The sequence below is a fragment of the Vreelandella sp. 2A-K22 genome (assembly GCF_054065485.1).
The window spans coordinates 42,552-64,355 of the sequence record NZ_JBSUGC010000003.1 but is presented as its reverse complement, the minus strand read 5'-3'; the positions used below and the strand labels follow the sequence as shown (position 1 = coordinate 64,355).

The 21,804-nt window shown below is 52.3% G+C and carries 26 protein-coding genes; 7 read left to right on the top strand and 19 right to left on the bottom strand.

Features of this window, described 5'->3' with window-relative positions; all coding sequences use genetic code 11:
* On the top strand, nucleotides 1-765 hold the full coding sequence (locus tag ACW17M_RS04680) for an alpha/beta hydrolase (RefSeq protein WP_141441192.1): 765 nt from the start codon (nucleotides 1-3) through the stop codon (nucleotides 763-765).
* Here the strand turns inward: ACW17M_RS04680 and ACW17M_RS04675 are convergent.
* From ACW17M_RS04675 to ACW17M_RS04595, 17 genes are all read right to left on the bottom strand, one after another.
* Nucleotides 760-1,893: a GGDEF domain-containing protein gene (locus ACW17M_RS04675; protein WP_457546994.1), complete on the bottom strand. Its 1,134-nt coding sequence runs from the start codon at nucleotides 1,891-1,893 to the stop codon at nucleotides 760-762. The two genes, ACW17M_RS04680 and ACW17M_RS04675, sit on opposite strands and share 6 nt — an antisense overlap.
* Nucleotides 1,894-2,095: 202 nt before the next feature.
* Nucleotides 2,096-2,581, bottom strand: a complete 486-nt coding sequence (locus ACW17M_RS04670; RefSeq protein ID WP_141441194.1) for a VOC family protein — start codon at nucleotides 2,579-2,581, stop codon at nucleotides 2,096-2,098.
* A 56-nt stretch (nucleotides 2,582-2,637) separates the two neighbouring features.
* Complete coding sequence (locus tag ACW17M_RS04665) at nucleotides 2,638-2,877, bottom strand: hypothetical protein (protein ID WP_141441195.1); 240 nt, start codon at nucleotides 2,875-2,877, stop codon at nucleotides 2,638-2,640.
* 69 nt (nucleotides 2,878-2,946) lie between these two features.
* Complete coding sequence (locus ACW17M_RS04660; RefSeq protein WP_141441196.1) at nucleotides 2,947-4,260, bottom strand: S8 family serine peptidase; 1,314 nt, start codon at nucleotides 4,258-4,260, stop codon at nucleotides 2,947-2,949.
* A 197-nt stretch (nucleotides 4,261-4,457) separates the two neighbouring features.
* Nucleotides 4,458-5,249: a type I methionyl aminopeptidase gene (gene map, locus ACW17M_RS04655; RefSeq protein WP_457546993.1), complete on the bottom strand. Its 792-nt coding sequence runs from the start codon at nucleotides 5,247-5,249 to the stop codon at nucleotides 4,458-4,460.
* The gene (locus ACW17M_RS04650; protein WP_022523750.1) at nucleotides 5,242-5,448 is read right to left on the bottom strand and encodes a ParD-like family protein; all 207 of its coding nucleotides are present in this window, start codon (nucleotides 5,446-5,448) and stop codon (nucleotides 5,242-5,244) included. The genes map and ACW17M_RS04650 overlap by 8 nt, the downstream gene beginning before the upstream one ends.
* Before the next feature lie 88 nt (nucleotides 5,449-5,536).
* Complete coding sequence (locus tag ACW17M_RS04645) at nucleotides 5,537-6,907, bottom strand: CHAD domain-containing protein (RefSeq protein WP_457546992.1); 1,371 nt, start codon at nucleotides 6,905-6,907, stop codon at nucleotides 5,537-5,539.
* A gap of 53 nt (nucleotides 6,908-6,960) precedes the next feature.
* Nucleotides 6,961-7,362, bottom strand: coding sequence for a DUF2784 domain-containing protein (locus tag ACW17M_RS04640; RefSeq protein ID WP_035578726.1), 402 nt, complete (start codon nucleotides 7,360-7,362; stop codon nucleotides 6,961-6,963).
* Nucleotides 7,363-7,371: 9 nt separating this feature from the next.
* Complete coding sequence (locus ACW17M_RS04635) at nucleotides 7,372-8,598, bottom strand: GGDEF domain-containing protein (protein ID WP_457546991.1); 1,227 nt, start codon at nucleotides 8,596-8,598, stop codon at nucleotides 7,372-7,374.
* Between the two features lie 66 nt (nucleotides 8,599-8,664).
* Nucleotides 8,665-9,462, bottom strand: coding sequence for a M48 family metallopeptidase (locus tag ACW17M_RS04630; protein WP_457546990.1), 798 nt, complete (start codon nucleotides 9,460-9,462; stop codon nucleotides 8,665-8,667).
* A gap of 275 nt (nucleotides 9,463-9,737) precedes the next feature.
* Nucleotides 9,738-10,541, bottom strand: a complete 804-nt coding sequence (locus ACW17M_RS04625; RefSeq protein WP_457546989.1) for a hypothetical protein — start codon at nucleotides 10,539-10,541, stop codon at nucleotides 9,738-9,740.
* Nucleotides 10,542-10,758: 217 nt separating this feature from the next.
* Nucleotides 10,759-11,979: a winged helix-turn-helix domain-containing protein gene (locus tag ACW17M_RS04620; RefSeq protein WP_236557284.1), complete on the bottom strand. Its 1,221-nt coding sequence runs from the start codon at nucleotides 11,977-11,979 to the stop codon at nucleotides 10,759-10,761.
* A gap of 52 nt (nucleotides 11,980-12,031) precedes the next feature.
* Nucleotides 12,032-12,436, bottom strand: a complete 405-nt coding sequence (locus tag ACW17M_RS04615) for a DUF1801 domain-containing protein (RefSeq protein WP_457546988.1) — start codon at nucleotides 12,434-12,436, stop codon at nucleotides 12,032-12,034.
* A gap of 167 nt (nucleotides 12,437-12,603) precedes the next feature.
* Entirely contained in the window at nucleotides 12,604-13,095 is a 492-nt protein-coding gene (locus ACW17M_RS04610) for an arsinothricin resistance N-acetyltransferase ArsN1 family B (protein ID WP_138800265.1), read from the bottom strand.
* Between the two features lie 98 nt (nucleotides 13,096-13,193).
* Nucleotides 13,194-13,781, bottom strand: coding sequence for an O-methyltransferase (locus tag ACW17M_RS04605; RefSeq protein WP_457546987.1), 588 nt, complete (start codon nucleotides 13,779-13,781; stop codon nucleotides 13,194-13,196).
* A 43-nt stretch (nucleotides 13,782-13,824) separates the two neighbouring features.
* Nucleotides 13,825-14,451, bottom strand: a complete 627-nt coding sequence (locus ACW17M_RS04600; RefSeq protein WP_027959191.1) for a LysE family translocator — start codon at nucleotides 14,449-14,451, stop codon at nucleotides 13,825-13,827.
* 109 nt (nucleotides 14,452-14,560) lie between these two features.
* On the bottom strand, nucleotides 14,561-14,740 hold the full coding sequence (locus ACW17M_RS04595) for a DUF2306 domain-containing protein (protein ID WP_258955956.1): 180 nt from the start codon (nucleotides 14,738-14,740) through the stop codon (nucleotides 14,561-14,563).
* A gap of 71 nt (nucleotides 14,741-14,811) precedes the next feature.
* Here ACW17M_RS04595 and ACW17M_RS04590 point away from each other — a divergent pair, with 71 nt between their 5' ends.
* From ACW17M_RS04590 to ACW17M_RS04570, 5 genes are all read left to right on the top strand, one after another.
* Nucleotides 14,812-14,946, top strand: a complete 135-nt coding sequence (locus ACW17M_RS04590; RefSeq protein WP_231500688.1) for a hypothetical protein — start codon at nucleotides 14,812-14,814, stop codon at nucleotides 14,944-14,946.
* 517 nt (nucleotides 14,947-15,463) lie between these two features.
* On the top strand, nucleotides 15,464-16,738 hold the full coding sequence (locus ACW17M_RS04585) for an FAD-binding oxidoreductase (protein ID WP_342584718.1): 1,275 nt from the start codon (nucleotides 15,464-15,466) through the stop codon (nucleotides 16,736-16,738).
* A 749-nt stretch (nucleotides 16,739-17,487) separates the two neighbouring features.
* Nucleotides 17,488-17,739, top strand: coding sequence for a type 1 glutamine amidotransferase family protein (locus ACW17M_RS04580; protein WP_196517946.1), 252 nt, complete (start codon nucleotides 17,488-17,490; stop codon nucleotides 17,737-17,739).
* A gap of 154 nt (nucleotides 17,740-17,893) precedes the next feature.
* On the top strand, nucleotides 17,894-18,340 hold the full coding sequence (locus ACW17M_RS04575; RefSeq protein WP_197029705.1) for a helix-turn-helix domain-containing protein: 447 nt from the start codon (nucleotides 17,894-17,896) through the stop codon (nucleotides 18,338-18,340).
* A 138-nt stretch (nucleotides 18,341-18,478) separates the two neighbouring features.
* A complete protein-coding gene (locus ACW17M_RS04570; RefSeq protein WP_027959189.1) occupies nucleotides 18,479-19,234 on the top strand; it encodes a phosphatase PAP2 family protein in 756 nt (251 codons plus the stop codon).
* A gap of 281 nt (nucleotides 19,235-19,515) precedes the next feature.
* Here the strand turns inward: ACW17M_RS04570 and ACW17M_RS04565 are convergent, their stop codons facing one another.
* Together ACW17M_RS04565 and ACW17M_RS04560 are read right to left on the bottom strand one after the other, a co-directional pair.
* Nucleotides 19,516-19,902 carry a hypothetical protein gene (locus ACW17M_RS04565; protein ID WP_027959188.1) on the bottom strand — a complete coding sequence of 129 codons (387 nt, stop codon included), beginning with the start codon at nucleotides 19,900-19,902 and terminating at the stop codon, nucleotides 19,516-19,518.
* Nucleotides 19,903-19,904: 2 nt separating this feature from the next.
* Nucleotides 19,905-20,465, bottom strand: a complete 561-nt coding sequence (locus ACW17M_RS04560; RefSeq protein WP_027959187.1) for a hypothetical protein — start codon at nucleotides 20,463-20,465, stop codon at nucleotides 19,905-19,907.
* 848 nt (nucleotides 20,466-21,313) lie between these two features.
* Here ACW17M_RS04560 and ACW17M_RS04555 point away from each other — a divergent pair.
* Nucleotides 21,314-21,757: a tyrosine-type recombinase/integrase gene (locus ACW17M_RS04555; RefSeq protein WP_442905631.1), complete on the top strand. Its 444-nt coding sequence runs from the start codon at nucleotides 21,314-21,316 to the stop codon at nucleotides 21,755-21,757.
* Nucleotides 21,758-21,804 lie beyond the last annotated feature (47 nt).

Genomic DNA, 21,804 nt, shown 5'->3' with positions numbered 1-21,804 from the left:
ATGACTGAAACACCCCTGAACCTCGCCTACTCGCCGAGCTATTTCGCTCGGGATTATGAAGCCACTTTAAGGCGCCAGGCAGCGTTAGGTAGCGACCTGGTGGCACGCCACCAGCCGATTACCCTGCGCTACGGTGAAGATCCGGCGGCCCGCCTCAACCTGTTTGTTCCGGAAAATACCGCGGGCCCCTGGCCATTGATGCTATTTATTCACGGCGGCTACTGGCAGGCGCTGGATAACACCGCAACGGACTTTCTGGCTGAACGCTACCTTGCCCGTGGCTTGGCTTTCGCCTCCCTGGGTTACGGCTTAGCCCCGGAAACGTCCATTAACACCATGGTGAACCATTGCGTTGAGGGGATTACGGCGGCATGCAACGCCCTCGCGGATAACGGTGGCGTGTGGTCTATTGTATTAGGCGGCCATAGCGCCGGTGCCCAGCTGGCTTACTGGGTAGCCGCCAGTGGTGATATCCCCATTGATAAGCTGGTACTGGTTAGCGGCGTTTATGACCTAACGCCATTGGTAGATACCTACGTTAACGAAGCGCTGGAGCTCAACCCAGCCCAAGCGCTTGCGTTAAGCCCTATATTTGCCGATTCGAGCAAACTACCCTCATGCCAAGTGGTGATCGCCGAAAATGATCCGCCCTCTTTCCGCCAACAAGCACACGATTTTGTTGCAGCGTTAAAGACTATCCATACCCAAGTCGAGCTCGTGGATATAGCTAACTGCGATCACTTTGATGTGTTAGATGCTTTATGAGGTTGAGGCAATTGCAGAAAACACCGTGCCCGATCTATCGCCTGCCAGTACCGCACGGTTGCGGCCTTCTTGCTTGGCACGGTAAAGCGCCTTGTCGGCGCGACTGATCACTTCGTCAATGCTCTCGGTCTGGCGGTGAAGCGCAACACCCAGGCTCAATGTAACCGCCAAGTTGCCTGCTGAGGTGGCAAAAGTCGGCTCAGCAACTGCTCGACGTACCTTTTCGGCGACGGCCATAGCACTCTCAACGGTGGCGCTTGGAATCAGTAGCAAAAACTCCTCTCCACCCCAGCGGGCAACCCGATCACCACCGCGAAGCGTAGTGGTGAACCGAGTAGCAAGAATGGTGAGCACTTCATCACCCACTTCGTGGCCATACTGGTCATTAACTGCCTTGAAGCGATCCAAGTCAGCCATCAACACAGCAAAGCACTGTTCGCCGCGTTTAGCGCGGCTCCACTCTGCCTGCAAGTGTGTTTGCATCGAGCGCCGGTTGGGCAAGCCGGTCAGCGCATCGGTCAAAGCGCTATGCTCAAGTTGCTGGCTGGCAATAAAAGTGCGCTGGTGTTCCTGGTAAAGCATAGTGGCAATGACTACACCTATCCCTATCGCAGCGGGAATGAAGGCCAAATGAATAGGGTTATCTGGAAACGGGCTGCCTGAAAAAACAATAAAAGCGATTACTGCTGTAAGCGGCAAGCCGTATATCAAAGCCAGATCTCTAGCACCGTAGACGGTCGCTGTAGCCACAGTAATAATGACCAAGGTTAGCCCCTGGGTGATGTAGAGAAGATGTCCGCCCTGCTCCGAATAGTGCAATACAAACATGGCAGCCATCATGCCCACTATTGAAAGATTCAACGTCAGCAATAGCGGATAAGCCCAAAAGCCCGGGTCTTTCTTATGATGGAGCAGCAAAAAAGTAATCGCCAGAATAACGGCGGGCAGGCGGAAGAGAATATGTTTCCATATCAACTCCCCATCAGCGTAGCTGACCAGTGTCGCGTCCAAAATAGTAAAAATGGGTAAAAACACCAACACCACGCCAGACAACGAGTAGCCAAGTCGGTGCGACAGCGAGAATTGCTTAAGCAGAAAATCGGCCTGCCATTCGGGGGGTATTGGCACATGCTTACTCATCATCATTACCTGCTTCCGGGAACTGGATAGCTTTACTCCACCCGCCACCTACCGGGAAACACCGGTGAGATCAGGATTTTCTGACGTGGCTAATGGTAAGTGACATATTGAGGTTCAATGCTCATAATACCTAATCAAGCCGACTTGCAAAATATTCTTAATTTAAACGAAGAGTCAACCAGTCCTATACTCAACCGTGAAGCGCCGCCTCAATGTCAGCGACGTTGATTTTTCTCATCTGCATCATTGCGTCGAATGCGCGCTTAGCGGCGGCAGGGTCAGGATTGGTAACGGCGTTAATCAGCACGACAGGCGTTATCTGCCACGATATTCCCCATTTATCCTTGCACCAGCCACAGGCGCTTTCCTTGCCACCATTGCTAACAATGGCATTCCAATAGCGATCCGTTTCGGCTTGGTCATTCGTTGAGACCTGAAAAGAGAACGACTCATTGTGCGTCACCCCAGGCCCGCCGTTGAGTCCAAGGCACGGAATGCCCATCACGGTAAACTCTACGGTCAATACATCCCCTTGCTTACCCGATGGAAAGTCTCCCGGTGCGTGATGAACCGCCCTGACAAACGAATCAGGAAAGGTATCAGCGTAAAAGCGTGCTGCCTCTTCTGCACCACCATCGTACCAAAGGCAAACAGTGTTCTTTGCGGGGGTTGCCATATCACATCTCCACTAAAACCATAGCGTCATTAAGCCCAGTGAAATATTTACCGAGCTTACCAAGTCTCATCAGCGCCCGGTGGCCCCATATCGATCTGCATATCAGGCGCTATATCCACTACGCCTTTGATCTTTTTCAGCCGTTCCGCCGTGGCATCGTCAGCCGAGCCGGTAATACAGCCGATCTCCTCCAGCACCTCCTGGATGGTTAATCCTTCAGCGCTGAGGCGCGTGGCCATTTCATTTATCGGTTGATCGCTGGAAATAGTGATCAACCATAGCGCTACCGTTGGCATCTGACATATCTCCATAGTAAGTGTGCTGGGCGGCCTGAAAGGAGCGCCTGCCCAGCGCGTCGCCCAACATCAAGGCGCTTGTACCAACCCAGCTCCCACGCGGGATTCAGGCGATGGCAGCTCTTGCACCGAAGCCACTAGCTGTTGCCACAGTTTCCTTCCCCGTAATGAGGCATCAGACTGTGCCCACAGTGCCGCGCAGCCTGCCACGTGTGGTGCCGCCATGCTGGTGCCACTGATCGTCTTATGGCGAGTGGGCCGGGGCCATGAGGAGAAGATATCGCGCCCAGGCGCGGCAATTTCGATCTTGCCATGATTGGAAAAGCTGGAAGGCTTCAGGTTCGGATCGAGAGACGCCACCGACATCACGGTAGGCGAGTTGGCAGGCGCCCCTGTATTGGTTGCAGAATTTCCCGCTGCAGCGATAACGAGGCACCCATTACGCAGCGCCGCTTCACCAGCATGGGTGTAGGCGGCCTGCACCGGGCTCTGGCTGCCAAGCGACATCGAGATCACCTCACAGCGGTTGGCTATGGCCCAGTTTAGGCCAGCGAGAACGCCCGCCCCGGTACTGCTGCCCGAGTTGGTCAGCACCTTGCCGACGAAGACCTGCGCCTCATACGCGATCCCGTAACGCTGTGTGTTTTCACCGGGCGCCAGGGGGCCACAGGCCGTGCCGATACAGTGAGTACCGTGCCCGTTAATATCCTGCACCGGCTCCCCGACGAATGAGCGGGTAACGAACTCCCTACCCTCGAAATCCGGGTGGCCAAGATCCATCCCGGTATCCAGAACGGCGACTTTTATACCCGCGCCACTCCAGCTACTTTGCGGCACCTTACAGCGTTTTAGCCCCCAAGTTGGCCGAAGGGCATCCTCTTCAAGGTTCTCTTCGCCTTCTTCCAACTCCAGCTCAACACCAAGATCACGAGCGATGGTGCTGGCTGCCCGCAAAAAACCACGTAGATATTCAGAATTTTCAGAAAAGGCGAAATACTCTGGCTCAATAATTTCGATGGGACTATCCGCAGCTACCTTACCCAGCGCACTCATGCCACGTTGCTGTAGGGCATCGCCGCCTACCAGTGCCACTCCAAGCTCCGGAAAGACCATTGCCTCAGCATCTCCGGCATCTTCCAGGCTAACGGCTTGATCGGTGAAATCCCGCGCATCTGCGATCCGAAATTTCTGGGCTTTTAGCGACTTAATGCCCTCTTCTACCCGCCCCTCACGATAGCTAATCAGAAAGCGCCCGGTTTCAAGGCAATTGCCGCCCCGCTCTAAGGCTGCCAATAGCAATTTTTCGGTGCCGCATGAAACAGTGGCGAGTAACTCACCCGCTGGCGTACTGCCTTTTCCATTACCTGTCGGTTTTTTCGCCATCGTAGACATCCTTTTCATTTAGCTGGTAAGCGATATGGAATAGGTGAATCATAGACACCATGCAAGGGCAAGCATGCCTATCTATGTAGCACCCACCATTTCAGCTTAACGCACCTGATGTGCTTCGCCAGATCGATTTCAGGCTACGGTCCTTAAACATACAGGGCGCTTAAACGAAGGAGGATGGGTCATGGCCGTTATGGGTTAATCTCAGTAGGGAGGCACTCGTCATCGCGGAGTGTTAGCACTTCGAAACCAGAGGATGTGACCGCCACTGTATGCTCCCACTGAGCAGACAATTTCTTGTCACTGGTCACCACCGTCCAGCCATCCCGCTTGGTTTTTATCTTGGCTCTGCCCTGATTAATCATGGGCTCGATGGTAAACACCATCCCTTCTTTCAACGCTAGGCCTCTGCCTCTCTTCCCGTAATGCAGCACCTGCGGCTCTTCATGCATTTCGCGACCAATGCCATGGCCACAATACTCACGAACGACAGAGTATCCGTGTTTTTCGGCATATTGCTGAATTGCGTAGCCTACATCACCCAACGTGGCACCTGGCTTGACCGCGTGTATTCCTTGCCACATGGCCTCGTAGGTTTTATCGACCAGTCGCTTGGCATAGGGAGTCACATCGCCAATCAGATACATCTTGCTGGAGTCAGCAATAAAGCCGTCTTTCTCCAGGGTAATGTCGACATTGACGATATCACCTGTTTTGAGTATTTGCTTCTCGGATGGAATGCCATGGCACACCACGTGGTTGACTGAGGCATTCAATACGTACTGGTAATCGTATTGCCCCTTACTGGCCGGACGAGCCTGCAATTGATCGACGATATAGCGCTCGGCCCAATCGTTAATAGCCATGGTGGATACGCCGGGCGCTATCCGTTGGTCGAGATGACTGAACACCAACCCGAGTAGCCGTCCGGCTTCCCGCATCAAACGCAACTCCTCCTCGCTTTTTAGCGTCAGCTCACTCACCGACCACCTTCCTTACTTCAACGTCGGCTTGTTTCATTTGCTCACGCATGATGTCAGAGAAGGTCATTCCCGGATTGGCCTCGGCAAGCATGCCCACCTTTATCCAGTACTCTGCCTGGGCATTGATTGAGCGCACCATGACAGTGCTTGCCTTGCGAATATCCTCATGCAGCTGGTCATTGATCTTAACGATACCCATCACACCACCCAATATATGAAACGAGTATAAAGCATATATGAATCATATATCGCGTAACGATTGGCGGCAAGGCTACCTGATTACGTTGTTACGGGGACACGTTGGCCATAGGTTCCAACGCCAATACTTCTTTGCGCAGCACAAGCTTCGGCTTCTCTAACGAATCGCGCCACTGAACACACTCCTGCTGTTGCTGCGGGTCGTTATCGGGGCTTGCGCCGAAGGCATCCAGCCAGGCCTGACGGGAACACAGGTCTTGATACTCCCCAAGCAGGTGCTGGCGGTACTTCAGTTGGGACAGAAACGGCTCAGGGGTCTCTGGATTCAGATCAGCCAGGTAGCGAATCCGCTTCACGCCCTTACGCAGTTCATGAAACTCGGCGTCATGACTATCCAACGAGAGTGCCGCCAGGTCTTCATCGTGGCGTGCGATACGCTCACTCAGTACCGTACGGATACGCTTTGGCGTGAGTTTCGAAAGCGCCTTCCCAACGTCATCTGAAGCGATGAAGTGCTGCCAGGCCTGCATCTCCTCAGCATACGCCGGTGTACTTAACTGCTGACACAGCACCTGGTGACGTTCCCGCTGGCAAGCCTGGAGCCACTGCATCAATCCCTGGCGACTACCAGAAGTGAGCGGCGGGGGCGTCTTGGCCATATCCTCCAGAAACACATCAATATCACGCAGGTCACTGGTAGCCTGGGCACGTTGCTTGAGTCGCTTAAGCATCTTTTTCAGGCCAGGCACTCGGGTAATAGCGTGCACGGATTCGCCCACTGCCCGGCTACGGCGCAGATTGACCCGGTACTGGTGCAGAAACTCAGGGTCAACGCCTGCGATGACACCGGCTTCCAAGGCACGGATCATCTGATACTGGTGCTCCATCATGTCACGCATGCGGCTGGCGGTGTCGTTATTGCGTTTGGGTGGTTGGGGGGCAAGGCGCTGAAAAAGAGGATAGCTGGCCGTTTCCGGGGTCAGGAACCCTGCCAGTTTGGCTCCGTTATGCCCCGCGCTTTTCCAAGAAGAGCCGGACAGCGTGAAATGCAGCACGCTCCCGGTGGGCAGTGAATGAGGCGCAGCCTTGTCGAGCCAACGAGCCAGATCATGCAGCGCAGGGTTATGCCCAATCACCAGGACGCTTTCGGCTTCGTTTGGCAACGATTCGAGCCAGGCCTGCAGCCCGCCACCATCGAACGTGTAAAGGTCTTCATCGAAGTGAACCTGGTTGACCAGGGTATGATCAGGCAGTTGGCCTGCGATCTCATCGAAGGTTTCCCGCGTGCGAGCCGCTGTACTGACGTAAATCCCCCCTTCTAACGCTTGCCAGTGCTGCAGCACATGCGCCATCGCCGCTGCCTGACGTTTACCACGCTTTCGCAACGGCCGTTGATGGTCGATCATATCGCCACTGGGCTGTTTAGCCTTGGCATGCCGCATTAGGTATAGGTGCCGCATGGGTTCGCTCCCAAGCACAGTATGATACGCAAAGTTTAGTACACGCCCATCTTCTAGGAAGAGTGCTGACGAGGCTTCACCACAAACCAACTGGCCAACACCAGGCTACCGAATAGCGTGTACACCACCACAAACACCCACTCCGGCAAAGTGAAATAGAGCAGGCTGTGCAGCCAGTACTGAATAAACGAGCCCGAATAAGTAGCGGCGCCCGCCTCTGCCCTAAGCGCCATTTCCCAGGTGGTTAACGGGCAAACCACCCCGAGCCAAGCCTGAACCACCACATAGCCAATGGCGCAAAGATGTACGATGCGGAAGGTTTTATTGCGAACCCACCTCCAGTTGAAGAAGTAGCCTGCGTAAATGGCGACCAGGCCTAACACCACGAAGGCCACAAACAGCACATGGAGAATTAGAAGGGTGTCGGCGAGCATTAGCAGCAGTGATGGGGGCATAGGAAAGCGCTACTTGTTGCCAACGGGTGAATCTGGTGCTTCGACAACATCGCTGCAGACGACGACTTGGTTCCTCCCAGCGCGTTTGCCAACATAAAGCATCTCATCCGCTCGTTTAATTAAAGACTCCAGATCGGCTTCCTCTGAATCGGTAGCCGCCACGCCAACGGTGACGCTTGGGCGCAGTTTGCCCATCTCTTCTGTTAACGAAAGTTCAGCCACCTTCTTTTTCAAACGCTCTGCTACCATTTGCGCATCGCTCGAGCTGGTGTCTGGGAGTGCGACAACAAACTCTTCACCACCAAAACGTCCTATCACATCCGTTGGGCGCAGCGATTCTGCACAGACTTCGGCAATCTTGGTTAGCACCCAATCCCCATGGCTATGCCCCCAGGTGTCGTTAATGTGTTTGAAGTGATCCACATCGATCATAAACAGGCTGAATGGCACCTTGCGGGTTTGCGAGTGCTGCAACAGATCTTTAGCCAGTTTTATAAAATGGCCGCGATTATTCAGGCTGGTCAGCGCGTCCTGCTCAGCGACTACCCTCAGCTGTTCTTCCAGTGATTTTCGGTGCGCGATCTCTTTGTGTAACTGGTGGTTATTCTCTCGCTCTTCTTGAAGCAGTGCATATTGCTTACGCTGCAGGCATTCCAAGCGCAGCAGGGCGAAAAACCCTACAACGCTGCCCATAATCAGCAACAGTGCGACCAGTAGCGTCGCTATCGGGGCAAGACTTGCGCACAGCACCGCAGCCACTAAAAAGCCAATATTTAAATAGAGGCTGGCCGCTGTCACGACTGTTAGCGGATTGGGAATCAGAAGATAAAACGCCATGGTAGCCACCACCACCGCGGTGATTTGAGTGGGGAGGCTTTCGGGTCGTAGGGGGACAATCAATATAATGCCCGTGGCAAATACCCACAGCGGTAAGGCGTGCAACCAAGCACGGTAATCATTGCCACCCCAGCGCCGCACAACGAGTGCCACCAACAGGCAAATGCTCACCACCACTATTCGCATGGTAAGCAGCAGATAGAACTCCCTGGTAAGACCCAGCAGGTAGTAATCCGCAATCGCGAACATGCCAAAGACACATGCCGCAACGCTCACAGCAAAGCTAAACTCAAGCCGCACGCTTTCCTGGATAGAGCGGCGATACATCAACTCACGGCTGGCATCGCAAAACTGCCCGGTTAACCCATGCACCTGATACTGTTGTTTCTGTAATGGCACAGCCCCACACTCCCGACGTCACGTGGCAATTTTTCTTATTTTATCAATAACGCGATGCCACTCACCTCAACATTCAGCAGGCGTAACCGTACGATAGCTGGCCGTGGCCTTTTCCAGCCCTTGCTGTAATGCCCGAATGCGCGATTCATGGGCAGGATGCGTAGAAAGAAATTCAGGGGGCTGACCACCACCGCTAGCAGCCATGTTGCGCCACAGGGTCACGCTCTGCTGCGGGTCAAACCCCGCACGGGCCATAATTTCCAAGCCCATCAAATCGGCCTCCTCCTCATGGGTGCGGCTGAAAGGCAGGCTAATGCCCAACTGGGCACCGATACCCAAGGCCTGCATCAATTGCTGGTTGCCAAATTCCTCTTCCCCTAATAACCCCACCACCAATAACACGGCTTTAATGCCAAGCTGCTGGGTAAGCCGCTCATTGCCATGATCCGCCAACACATGCCCCACCTCGTGCCCAATCACCGCCGCTAGCTGGGCTGGCGTCTCGGCCACTCGCAGTAGCCCGCTATGCACCCCGATGCGTCCACCCGGCAGAGCAAACGCATTGGGGGAAGCATCCTCAAATACCACCACTTCCCAGCGTTCAGGGAAAGCGAGCCCTGGGTAGCTCGCCTTAGCGCCAGCCACCACTTTTTCAGCCACGCACTGCACCAACTGATTAGCCTGCGTATCGCGATTGATCGGCTGGCTATTGCGCAGCTGATTAAAGGCATCTTCCCCTATGTCAGCCATTAACGCGTTCGGTACTAACGCCAATTGGGAGCGCCCGGTGGGCGTTTCCCCGCAACCAGCCAAAGAGGCCAGCAACATCAAAAGGAAAAGAGGTAACAGAAATCGCCGATGCATCGGATAGTATCGCCTGGATTAAGAAACGTGCAGTAGAGTGTAAGGCGCTTCGCAGGCGTGGCGCTCGTCGCGTTCATCAACGCTACCCAGCCCAAGGTGCCGGTCGTAATCGTAGGCCACAAATAGGCGGACATAATCCAACTCGCTATGAAGCTCTAGCGAACCTACCACTCCTTGGCGGAGCAGTAGATATCGTCTAGAACCTCCCCGTTAAAGTAACGGGGAGACACGTCTAGAGTTCTTCGCTGCGAGGTATTATTCGTTAAGGCTGTAAATCACTCAGGCGTTTGCGCTTCGTCGCGCATCACTTCGAGCGAAGTGATTTCAACGGTGAGCGCATCACGCGTTGTTTCTAACTCACTTACCCGATCACCGACCGCTGAAAGTTGGTTATTGGCCTCTTCTATCTGAGTATTTAGCTCTTCAGGGTCAGCTTCAACCTGACTGCGGGCATCTTCTGCCTCTTGACGAGCCTGTTGCGCGGTATCGCTGGCGGCTTCGGCTTCTTCAATCTCGGCGTTGAGCGCTTCAAGGTCTGCTTCAGCCTCGCTGCGAGCGTCTTCTGCGTCTTGACGAGACTGTTGAGCGGCATCGCGGGCGGCTTCGGCCTCTTCTTTCTCTTTTTCTACCTCGGCGTAGTTCTCATTCAGCTCTTCAAGGCTGCTCTGCCGTTCGTCGACCTGCTCATTGAGGGTCTCCACTTCTTCTTCGCGGGTTTCACGCTCGCCCCGTAAAGCCTTCAAATCTTCTTCAGCGTGGGAAATATCTGCTCGCGTCGAAGCTAGCTCGGCTTCAGCATCAGCTTGCTCAACCTCAAGGGCGCTCATTCTCTGCTGCAGTGTTGCTAAATCAAGCTCCGCGGCTTCAACCTCAGACATCTCCGCCTGAATCTGTTGATGCTCCCGCTCAGTTTCAGCCAGACGCGCTTCGAGCGCATCCATACTGTCTCCCCGCGACCCAGCAATGGTGTGCGCCACCACGGCCCAGACCACCGCAATAATCGCGATGACCAAGAGCACCTTTACCCGGTTATCACTCAACAATGCTATCGTTGATGGTTTATTATTTGTCCCTGTCATTGGTGCAATCCTCTCGCTTAAGCGTTATCGCTAATATAGCAGCTAACGTATCTACGTCAGCAGGCCGTCATCTGCCCCGTTGTTAATATGGAGGAAAGTTTTTGATTCGGCTAGAAACGGTCATTCAACACATTCATGTACCTGAAGCCATGGCTCCGAGGAAAATTTTTCCAATAGCAACGCCTAGCTTAGATACCCCACCCCTGCCTAGATCCTTTCACCCCAGGGGTTTTAACGCGCTGCGCAACCGCTGAGTCAGGTGTTCAGGTTGGACTGCATTCAAAGAGACGGAGTCAGATTTTTGAAAATGACAAAACTGAACGATGGCTTCCACAAAAGCAGTAACGACTCTATGTTCATCAAAAGGGTGTGGCTCGAAATATAAGTTCTTGATCTCTAAGTGACTGGTTTTGCGATGGACTTTACAATCCATCCGGCCAACAAATGCATCGCGATAAAGTAGCGGCAGGCAAAAGTAACCATACTGACGCTTGGCTTCGGGCACATAACATTCCAGCTGATAGTCGTATTGAAATAGCGCCCTGAGCCGCTCCCGCTGAATGACACTGTTATCGAAGGGGGAAAGAATCAACATTCGCTCTTTCAAACGAGGAAGAGGGCGTTCGAGCGCTCCCCTTTCCAATATAAATACATCGCCACTGCTCACTTTCACTCTCTCTAAATCACCCTGCGCTAACCTTTCATTTACCAGGGCATTCACAGCTTTGCGTAACTCTGTATTTCGGCGCAGATAAGTCAGCCCTTTGAGTGAAGCAAAGCCATGGCAGCGTAATTGTTGGTCTACAAGATGCGCTGCAAACTCCTCCATGGAGGGCATCTGTAAATTTACGTTGGATGGCAATACCCGCTCGGTTAGATCATATGTCTTTTGAAAGCCGTCGCGGTCGCTGACCATCAGATCGCCTTGCATATACAGCTGTTCAAGTGCCTTTTTGGCTGGCTTCCAGTCCCACCAGCCTGCGCGTTTTATAGTGCTAGCCCCTACATCTCGAGACCGCAGCGGGCCATCTGAACGTATGCGAGCCAACAACTCTCCCATGAGCTTTTTATCAGGTGATCTAAACCAATGCGTTTGCCCGCTTTTGATAGCGTTTTTGTAGGGCAAGGAAAAGCGAAAATCGGTAATGGGTAAAAATGCAGCCGCGTGCGACCAATACTCAAAAATGTCTTTATTGATCAACAGCTGGTTCAGCATGTGTGGCTCAAACCCTGGTACTCGGGAGTGAATAACATGATGATGGGCTCGTTCCACCACAGATATGGTGTCTATCTGAACATAACCCAGGTGGTTAATCGCTTTACGGGCACCGGCTAAGCCACGTCCATAAGGCTTATTCTGCAGCAAACCTTGCGCAGCCAGAGCAAGGCGACGTAAGCGCGACAGCTCTTGTGGGCGTTTAATTTCAGTGATTGTCATACTTGCCTCGAAGCTCGTCATTAACAGTACAAGTTTGCACTTTACCCAATGGCTACACGCCTAGAAGCGGCAAGCGCTTAAGCTTGTGGTACTTCAGAGCCAACTCGATGCAATGCCTTAACGGAACCTGTTCGATATTCACACTCAGAGGGAGCACAATAGCTCTCTTACCCTCATACTCAAATTCATCAGGATATATTTCTTTGAACGTTTCAATCAAACATGTTTGGCAGTGAAAAAATACCTTAATGACGTCTGGATCTTTAGGTTTCCAGTCGATTCGAATGGTAGTGCCCCCTTTGACAAGATAACTAGCTTCTCCCCATTTAAGCGCTTCTTCGACATCGCCAAGCTCATCTTCAGCAGCTACTGCCAGAATGAGTTGTCGCACGCTCTCAAGCTGCCACCGTGCGCCTTTCGGGTAGCTTTCAAACTTAGCCTGAACATCTGGATTCACGTTAAACTTACTCCAGGGTTAGCAGCGAGAGGCATAAAATTCATCTATCACACCAAACCGAAAGGCCATCGTTCCACGATAGTCTCAACATGCCGGCTCCCACCATTCTGAGTTACGTCCATAGTGTCTAATTACATCAACCTTGCTTTCAGCATGTTGAGTCACTATCAGTTAGTCAGATTTAGCTGCCAATAGCCAACGTCGTGCCATTGATCGAACTTAAACCCTACCTTTTCAAAATGGGCCACTTTTTTCATGCCCATTTTTTCGTGCAGTGCGACACTGGCTGGGTTGGGAAGCGTTATGCCGCCCATCACCGCATGTATCCCGCCCTCTTTGAGCGTGGAAAAGAGTGTTTCGTACAGTTTTACACCCAAGCCCCTACCGTGCGCCTGATTGGAAAGGTAGACGCTGACTTCAACTGAAAATCGATAGGCGCTTCTCTCTTTCCATTTGGTAGCGTAGGCATAGCCCACCACAGCATCATCTTCCACTGCCACCACCCAAGGCAAACCGGCCCCCTGAACGTTTTCAATCCGGCCTTGAATGTCTGAACCCAATACTGGCTTTTCTTCAAATGAAATAGCGGTATTTTCGATGTAGTGGTTATAAATGTGCGCTATGGCTTCCGAATCACCCTCTACGGCATCTCTGATCATGGTTTATTCCATTTATATTCTGACGGTTTAGGTTCACTGATGAAAAATCGACTTCCGCTTTCTGAATCAGCTAGGGCGCCTTTAACGCTAAGCAGGCGTTACCCGCACCGCGTTGCCAGAAACTCGCCATTGCCAACGGGTACAGTGCAAGTAGTGAACTTGGAGTCTGCCGATACCAGCGCCATAAAATCAGCCATTTCATCTGCATGGGAAGTGGCGTTATCCACCACAAGCAGTCCGCCCTTGCGTAAAACTCGCTGGATATTCGGCCACCAATGCACATAATCAGAGCGCTTTGAGTCTAAAAAGAGCAGATCGAAACAGGCATCGTCCAGGCTTTCAAGCATACTGCCCGCCTCCCCCCGATGCTGAGTGATGACCTTAGTGAGGCCTGAGCGGTCAAAATTTCTCGCGGCCATCTCCAGCTTGAATTCGGAGAGCTCAACGGTGGTAACGTGCCCACCAATCCTCTGCACTGCCTGAGCCAGCCATAAGGTGGAGTACCCATTCGAGGTGCCAATTTCCAGCACTCGTTGAGCATTGGTTGCTTGAACTAGTACCGATAGGAACTCCCCCGTATCACGGGTGATATTGAGCATTCGTCTTGGGCGCTCAGAAATAGCAGCATCGTTTTGTTGGCCAAATTGCTCAAGTTCCGCTAGCAGTTCTTGAAGGGTTTCACTCACAGTTGTCTCCCGATACGAACACATCCAATTTACCGTCTTTTGCTTATACAGGCCGCTTAGCAAGCAGCGCCCAGACACCCGCTGAAGAGAGTAACGTTCCGCCAACCAAGTTGAAGCGACGCTGGGCACGACGCGATGCCAGCATCTTGCGCACCGACGTTGCGAATACGGCGTAAAGAGTGGCATTCAGCGTTGCCAACGCCACAAACGTGATCGCAAGTATCCACAATTGTTGCCCAGCATCGGCGTTCGGGCTGACGAATTGCGGCAAAAAGGCGACGAAGAAGATAATGCCCTTCGGGTTGAGCGCAGTAACGAGATAGGTATTGGTGAAAAGCTTCCAGCGCGAACCTGATACCGCCGGTGTTACCGGCTGCACAGAGGATATACCGGCACGCAATAGTTTGATGCCCATATAGAGAAGGTATAAACCGCCGATCCACTTGATCACGGTGAACCAAAATGCCGAAGTGGCTAACACCGCCCCCAGGCCAAGCAGTGAAAAGAGCAGCGCCGTTGAATCACCCAATGCCACCGCAGCGACAAGCGGAATATTGGCGCGCCTGCCTTGGGCAATAGAGTAGCTGACCACGGTCAAAATCGTTGGCCCAGGGATGGCGAGCAACGCCACGGACGCAAGGGCAAAGGCGAACCAGATTTCAATAGACATGGAAAGCTACCTCACAGGTTGTTAATGCTAAGTTAGCATAAGCTCAACAATGATTGGAGTGCTCTGCTAGAAGCTAAGCGGCTCTAGCTATCATTCTTGCTTTTAACCATCAGCACATACCCAGCTGAGCGGCGATCCAGCGTCCCAGCGCCAGGGAACCAACAAAAGCACCGACTAGCCCCAGATAGGCGCCAACCATCCAACTGCGATGCTGCTCTATCCTGCCCTTGAGGATAGCCACCACTGCAACGGCAAGAGCTACTAACACCCACAACGAAAGCAGATGAATCGGTCTAAAGTGACCTATCAGCGGCAGAACGCCACCGCCAGCTCAAGGAACGCCTAACGACCTACGCTGCCATAGAACGAGAGTGGTTTAGCAACCCAGAGACGTTCACGCCCGTCCAGCGCGCTCCCTGGCACACGCTGAGGCTTGGCCAACGCCTTACCGAGACGTGGGTGGAATGGGTCGAGGAAGTGATGGAAGAGGATTAGCTATTGGTGAAACCAGCTTCTCGTGGAAGCTTGGGGCTTTGGAGGGAGGGATTGTTATCGGCCAGGAGCTAACTTCAAGAAAGCCTTGACGTTTCAATAACAAGAGCAAGTTGGTGGGTCGAAATTAACCAAAATCTTGCAGGCAAGGTCTGCATCTATCAAAAAACACCATAACCACTTATCAATAATCAACCGTGGTCAGACCATGATGATTAATGGATCGTTCGAAGAAAAAAGAGCAACTCTTGACAGACCTCCCTATACTGTGTTTATCCACTGACGAAATACCAATCAAAGGGTCGCTGTGAAGATTGGGGATAATCGCCAGCTTGGTAGTTTTCCTCACTTACCCGCCCGGCGGCCCCTCGTATGAATCTTGCCCTGGGCATACCTCAAGGTGTTCGTCATGAACCAACTTTCACAAACCGCAATAGAGGAGTTCAAAACCAATTTTTCAGGAAGCGTGATTCTTCCAGAAGATAAACAATACGAGGAAGCGCGTCAGATATGGAATGCCATGATTGATCGCAGACCCTCCATGATTGCCTGTTGCACTTCACCTGACGATGTTGTTCAGTCCTTAAACTTCGTACGCCGGCACGATCTCCCTTTCTCCGTGCGCGGCGGTGGTCACAACATTGCAGGCACCTCTGCCTGCGACGATGGCGTTATGATCGACCTCTCGCAAATGAAGAGAGTAGGCATTGATCCAGAACTTCACCTTGGATACGTCGAGCCAGGTTGCACCCTGGCGGACTTCGATGCCTCTGCCCAAGCGTATGGTCTTGCTACCCCACTGGGCATCAACTCCACCACGGGTGTGGCCGGTCTGACCTTGGGAGGAGGATTCGGTTGGCTAAGCCGAAAGTACGGCATGACCATCGACAACCTGCTTGGCATGGACGTCATTACCGCCGATGGCCAACAGTTGCATGCCAGTGAATCGGAAAACGACGACCTTTTCTGGGGGCTTCGCGGTGGAGGCGGTAACTTCGGTATCGTTACCCGTTTCGAGTACCAATTGCATCCGGTAGGCCCGAATGTTCTATGCGGTCTTATCGTCTTTCCCTTCGACGAAGCAAAATCGATCATCACACAGTTCGCCCGCTTCACGCAGACGATGCCAGACGAACTCAACGTGTGGATGGTGACGCGCAAGGCGCCCCCCTTGCCTTTCCTGGCCGAGGCAGTACACGGGAAAGAGATTGTCGCTCTTGCCATTTGCTACGCAGGCGACCCCTTAGAAGGCGAGAAACACATCGAACCGCTTAGAAGGTTTGGTAACGCATACGGCGAGCATATCGGTGTGCAGCCATATATCGACTGGCAAAAAGCGTTCGACCCACTGTTAACGCCAGGGGCACGCAACTACTGGAAGTCTCATAATTTCTCGACGCTGGAAGAAGAGCCGATCGATGCTATCATCGAATACGCTGGTGCCCTACCGTCTTCACAGTGCGAGATTTTTATTGCCACGATAGGCGGTCAAACAGGCCGAGTGCAACCCGAAGCGATGGCGTACTCGAACCGTGATGCTAATTATGTGATGAACGTGCATGCTCGTTGGGAGACGGCCGTAGAGGATGAACGCTGCATTGCCTGGGCGCGTGAATTCTTCAACCGGTCACAGCCTTATGCCAGTGGAGGTGCCTACGTCAACTTTCTGACCGGAGATGAAGCTGACCGCACTGCCTTCGCCTATGGAGCGAGCTATGAGCGGCTGGTGGCGCTCAAGAAGAAGTTCGATCCGACAAACCTCTTCCGTATCAACCAGAATATCCTCCCGACCTGAATGCATTTCGCGTCATAGCGCTATAAGCTTTAGAGTTCAAACTATGCAACCCCCTGAAAGCGTCGCGGTTGTTCACCTGCGCTGGCACTCTGCTCCTTCGAAGTCGTCCAGCGCTTGCCAATGATGAGAAAGCTTCTCTGAGACAAAAACATGGCCCTTGATTCTCCAGGCTTTCCACGTTTCACCGATCTTCTTCATGACGTTTTCATTAGGACGTCCTGAACCAAGGATCCCAGAAATGAAAAGGCGCTCCACGGTATGGCCCCAAGCGGATGGTGGTAAGGGGTGGGAAAGTTTAGTGACACAGATTAGTCAGGACAAGCCCAACACGAGACTCCTAAGATGATTAGTCCAGCCTGGCTGTCGATGATGAAGAGTCATGTCCCCACCATTCCAATGCATAGAAAAGTTTACGGAAATTCTTTACGCATAACCTTCTTCATAGAGCGTTAGGGAGGGCAAGGCGCCGCATATTAAGAAACGACCGAATTGTATTCCTTCAGATATCGTCCAGAAGCAGTCTTTGAGTTAACTCCGTTCACAAGTGAGTTTTTAGAATACCACCTTAGCGTCAGCTCTGGCGCTAAGATCAAAAACTGCGAGAGCACCCATTCTGCTCAGCTCCTGCACGTCGATTCGAGCGGGAATCCTACATGGATGACCCGGCTCCCAAATACCGCCCTCCATCCGTGGTGCATTGAAGGCGGCAATGAGGTGGCCACATCTCGCAGGGCTATTCCGAGCACCCTTTGTTCGATCTCTCCATCGTAGCAATGCCGGGAGAGCCGCCAGAAAGCGAGCAAGTAGTGACGGTAAGACCCGACGGCGGTCTGGAGCTGCTCGATAGTGTGGATATTGCGGTGGTGCCTGGCTGGCATGACCTGAACGAAGCCCCGCCACCCGAGTTGGTTGCGGCGTTCGTCCGCTGTCATGACCGGGGCGCCCATGTGGTGGGGCTCTGTTACGGCACCTATGCCCTAAGCCTATGCCGGGCGGCTTGATGGCAGGCGGGCATCAACGCACTGGATTGCTGAGCAGGACTTCAGAGCCCGATTCCCAAAGGTCAAGCTGGACACCAATGCGCTCTACGTTGAGGAGGATCGGCTGGTGACCTCGGCGGGCACGGCCGCTGGCCTGGATTGCTGCTTGTTCCTGGTGCGCCAGTATTACGGCGCGCAGATCGCCAACAAGATTGCCCGCGTAATGGTGGTTCCGCCGCATCGGGAAGGTGGGCAGGCACAGTTCATTGAACAACCGGTTGCCGTCTCCACCCAGGATGCCCATATCAATCGCCTGCTCGACTACCTGCGCGAACATCTGGCCTCCTCGCACACTATCGACGAACTCGCCGCCCGAACGGCCATGAGTCGGCAAACCTTTACGCGCCATTTTCATAAGGCCACCGGCATGACGGTCGTAGAGTGGCTGGTAAACGAGCGTTTACGGCGCGGGCGCGAGCTGTTGGAAACCACCTCCTTGTCGGTAGAAGCCATTGCGGAAAAAAGCGGCTTTCACACGGCAACTTCGTTTCGGCAACATTTCAGGCAGCGCCACCAAGTCAGCCCCCGCGACTGGGGCAAGACCTTCGGCGACAATGCCTGACTATCCTGCTAAATGTCCCCTGACAAAACGTCATCCTGCTATAGAAGTAAGCGGTTTTCCGCGCTATTGATAACACTGGCACAATAAAACCGTCAGAATCGACGTTGCGTATCACTTATCAAAGCAAGGGAGTTGCAAATGAAGCACCATGGAAAACTTGGACAATTTGGACGCCATAGCTTTTCCCTGCTGGCTCGGCTCGGCCGCTACGAACTGGCGATGCTGCTATGCGTCGCGGTACTTTCCGGTGGGATTTGGGGGTTCATCGCGCTGGCCGACGAAGTTATCGAGGGGGACACCCGTAGCATCGATGAGAGCCTACTGCTCGCCCTTCGCAACCCCGCAGATCTTAGCGACCCGATCGGGCCGGGCTGGGTTGAGGAAATGGGCCGGGACTTTACCGCACTGGGCGGTGTCGGCGTGCTGGTACTCATCACATTGGGCGCCCTGGGCTACCTGTTACTTGCCAGACACTACCGCGCGGCTCTCTTTGCCTCAATTGCGGTGCCCGGCGGCATACTACTCAGCACTGTGATGAAGATGGGCTTCGATCGCCCTCGCCCGGATCTCGTGCCTCATGAAGCCATGGTCTACACCGCGAGTTTTCCCAGCGGCCACTCAATGATGTCTGCCGTGACCTACCTCACCCTGGCAGCGCTACTCATTCGCGTGCAGCCCGCGCTGAGGCTAAAGGCTTACCTTTTGATACTGGCGATATTGTTGACCCTGCTGGTGGGCATAAGCCGCGTCTATCTCGGCGTCCATTGGCCGACCGATGTACTTGCCGGCTGGACGGCCGGGGCAAGCTGGGCAGCACTGTGCTGGATCGTGATGCACTGGCTTCAGCGGCGTGGGCAGGTAGAGCCGGAAGAGAGCAGTTCGGGCACAGAATAACTTGGCTCAAGCAGAGCTGAGCAACACAGTGTATGTTGCCCAGCCACCTGGACAATTAACAGGAGCTGATTACATTCACACCAGTCTGCCATTCCGGGTCACTACTCTCGGAATCTAAGTATATGGCTCAGCCTTTTGGAGCGCTCTGGAAGGCAAATAGTCGCTTAGCAAGCAGGCGTATCATATCCCACGATTCAGTTATCAACCAGGAGCGGACTTTTAGAAATTCCGGATGTAAAGTGTAAAGCGAGCGCGTTCAACCACTTTACTACTTTAAAAGATCAGTTTTGTTTTTCTGGATATATAGCTGGGTGAATGACATCCGCGTAGAGATAAAGTAGTGCAGCAAGAAACAGCTGTATCTGGTTTGAAGAGTCCACTCCTTTACAGTAGAGAGCTGTAGCGCGTTCGAAATTGATAGCAAGATTTTCTTTGAGATTAGGAGATTCTAACGCCTCCAGGCATTCCGAAATTCGTTCCTGAATTAGAGCTAGATCTCCGGCTGATCGCCCTTGATTGTCTTCGGGAAGATACATTGGCGAACGTGGTTCTCTATCGTATGTGCAAAGCAGGTCGTCCATCAGCGCCAATCCATCAACGTAGTTGTGAAAATCACTAGGGTTCTTCAGCTGTGAAAAATAGTGCAAGGGAAGAGAGATAAATTCCATCGTTAGGGACTCCACTTTAAAAGCTCAATTACGGCGTCGGCTTTGCTCCCAAAGTAGCCGCATGGCTCTCGGAGTTTATCGAAATGGTGGGTATAATTGTCGTTGAACAGCAGTTCGTACTCAGTCTCGTTCAGATCTGGGATCAAGAATTCGCTTGAACCCTTTAGTCCCGAACCAGCTACGGTTACTCCAGCTCTCCCAGCAGTACTCACATCGAAATTCACTCGATAGACTACTGGGTAGAAAAACTCAAGTATTACCCGATCAGCGACTCTTCTTAGATCGTTAGCGATCCGGGGTAAAACTGTTCCGTCTTTTTCCTTTGCCAAAACACCTTTCCTAACAGCTAGCCGGTGTTGGAGAAAAAACTTGTCATGTTCATCGCGATCCTGCCATGGTTGGTAGAGATCCATGTAGATCAGCAGCGGATTAGACGACTTGGGATTACTCTTTCCGTAAGGATAAAAACTCTCGGCGACATATACATAGTGCTTGCCTTCATATAAGTGCCGATTAATTGAAAGGGTTAGAAATGTAGTCGCCGAATAGTAAGTCTTTTGCATGGATCATCTCCTTTTGTGCTGTCTAATCCAGTACAACTTCAACTACTTATGATTATATTATCAATCAGAAATTGTTGTCACATATCGCCTTAAATGTGTAAGCGCCTTCAATAAGGTTATAATCAGCCACATTAGCCTCTAATATACTTAAATCATATATAGCCAAACCAAACAATATCGTTCATCGGGAAAGTTGCATTACATGCACAATACCTTTTCCAACCTAACAACTTTGAGTCACCAGCTACCCCACCCGCCCCACAAGCGTAGGTTAATTTTCTTCAATCTGCCATGAGCGAACAATGATTTAATGCTGATGTAACACCGCACTTTAGATGAAACAAACCTATCTCAGAATTATATTTTCTCACTCAGACAAACACTTACACCCAAAGCATAAGACTAGGCAGTGTCTACAAAACTTGGGGCGATCCATTAAGCACTACGAAAACAGGATGTTCAGTCAATTTTTATTATTATTTTTGACTATGCTGCTCATTATTTCATCTAATACCGTTCTGACATGGAGGGAGTCATTCCAGTGCACAAGATTAACCTTCCACATCATGTCGGCATTTTCATTTTGACTTTTAGAGATTGCACAGTGTTCGCTCGCCTCTTAGTTGTTTCTAAAGCTCTATATCGAACCGTTCCAATCGAAATTTTTCGAAACTTCCGCTCTGGGTCGAGCCCCGACTGTAAATTAACCTTAGCACATGACGAGCATGAATTGAGCCATTCTTTGACCTCCACCTGATGGAGGAACATGCCATGAACGTTTTGACTGGAGTGTCTCCTGTACACCTACACCTTGGAATAAAGGCAGGTTAGTTGGGCAGAAGGCGCCTCTGCGTCTTCAAGATATCTGGGCCATACGTGTTCGCCTACAGCTTGCCAAAAAGACGAGAGACCTCGCCCTCTTCAATTTAGCCATCGATAGCAAATTACTAGGCTGCGACCTCGTCAATTTACGAATACGGGATATAGCTCATGGTGAGTGCATATCCCCACGAGCCATTGTGATGCAGCAAAAGACACATAGGCCCGTCCAGTTCGAAATTACCGAGCAGACTCGTATCGCTATTATCGACTGGATACAGCTGGCTCAGCTCCGGAGTGAGGATTTCTTGTTTCCCAGCCGAATCAATCGCGCAAAGCATCTTTCAACGCGCCAATATGCCCGTATTGTGAAAGCCTGGATCACCGAAATACGTCTAGATGCGTCAATGTATGGCACGCACAGGATGCTCCGTACAAAAGCTTCGCTGATATACCGTCGCACGAAAACCTGAGGGCAGTGCAACTACTCCTGGGTCACACGAAGCTGGAAAGCACCGTC

What these genes read in the sequence shown, in the direction of transcription:
- ACW17M_RS04680 (WP_141441192.1), top strand. Translation starts at nt 1, where the DNA reads ATGACTGAAACACCCCTGAACCTCGCCTACTCGCCGAGCTATTTCGCT.
- ACW17M_RS04670 (WP_141441194.1), bottom strand. Translation starts at nt 2,581, where the DNA reads ATGGCAACCCCCGCAAAGAACACTGTTTGCCTTTGGTACGATGGTGGT.
- ACW17M_RS04665 (WP_141441195.1), bottom strand. Translation starts at nt 2,877, where the DNA reads ATGCCAACGGTAGCGCTATGGTTGATCACTATTTCCAGCGATCAACCG.
- ACW17M_RS04660 (WP_141441196.1), bottom strand. Translation starts at nt 4,260, where the DNA reads ATGGCGAAAAAACCGACAGGTAATGGAAAAGGCAGTACGCCAGCGGGT.
- ACW17M_RS04650 (WP_022523750.1), bottom strand. Translation starts at nt 5,448, where the DNA reads ATGGGTATCGTTAAGATCAATGACCAGCTGCATGAGGATATTCGCAAG.
- ACW17M_RS04645 (WP_457546992.1), bottom strand. Translation starts at nt 6,907, where the DNA reads ATGCGGCACCTATACCTAATGCGGCATGCCAAGGCTAAACAGCCCAGT.
- ACW17M_RS04640 (WP_035578726.1), bottom strand. Translation starts at nt 7,362, where the DNA reads ATGCCCCCATCACTGCTGCTAATGCTCGCCGACACCCTTCTAATTCTC.
- ACW17M_RS04630 (WP_457546990.1), bottom strand. Translation starts at nt 9,462, where the DNA reads ATGCATCGGCGATTTCTGTTACCTCTTTTCCTTTTGATGTTGCTGGCC.
- ACW17M_RS04625 (WP_457546989.1), bottom strand. Translation starts at nt 10,541, where the DNA reads ATGACAGGGACAAATAATAAACCATCAACGATAGCATTGTTGAGTGAT.
- ACW17M_RS04620 (WP_236557284.1), bottom strand. Translation starts at nt 11,979, where the DNA reads ATGACAATCACTGAAATTAAACGCCCACAAGAGCTGTCGCGCTTACGT.
- ACW17M_RS04610 (WP_138800265.1), bottom strand. Translation starts at nt 13,095, where the DNA reads ATGATCAGAGATGCCGTAGAGGGTGATTCGGAAGCCATAGCGCACATT.
- ACW17M_RS04600 (WP_027959191.1), bottom strand. Translation starts at nt 14,451, where the DNA reads ATGTCTATTGAAATCTGGTTCGCCTTTGCCCTTGCGTCCGTGGCGTTG.
- ACW17M_RS04585 (WP_342584718.1), top strand. Translation starts at nt 15,464, where the DNA reads ATGATTGATCGCAGACCCTCCATGATTGCCTGTTGCACTTCACCTGAC.
- ACW17M_RS04570 (WP_027959189.1), top strand. Translation starts at nt 18,479, where the DNA reads ATGAAGCACCATGGAAAACTTGGACAATTTGGACGCCATAGCTTTTCC.
- ACW17M_RS04565 (WP_027959188.1), bottom strand. Translation starts at nt 19,902, where the DNA reads ATGGAATTTATCTCTCTTCCCTTGCACTATTTTTCACAGCTGAAGAAC.
- ACW17M_RS04560 (WP_027959187.1), bottom strand. Translation starts at nt 20,465, where the DNA reads ATGCAAAAGACTTACTATTCGGCGACTACATTTCTAACCCTTTCAATT.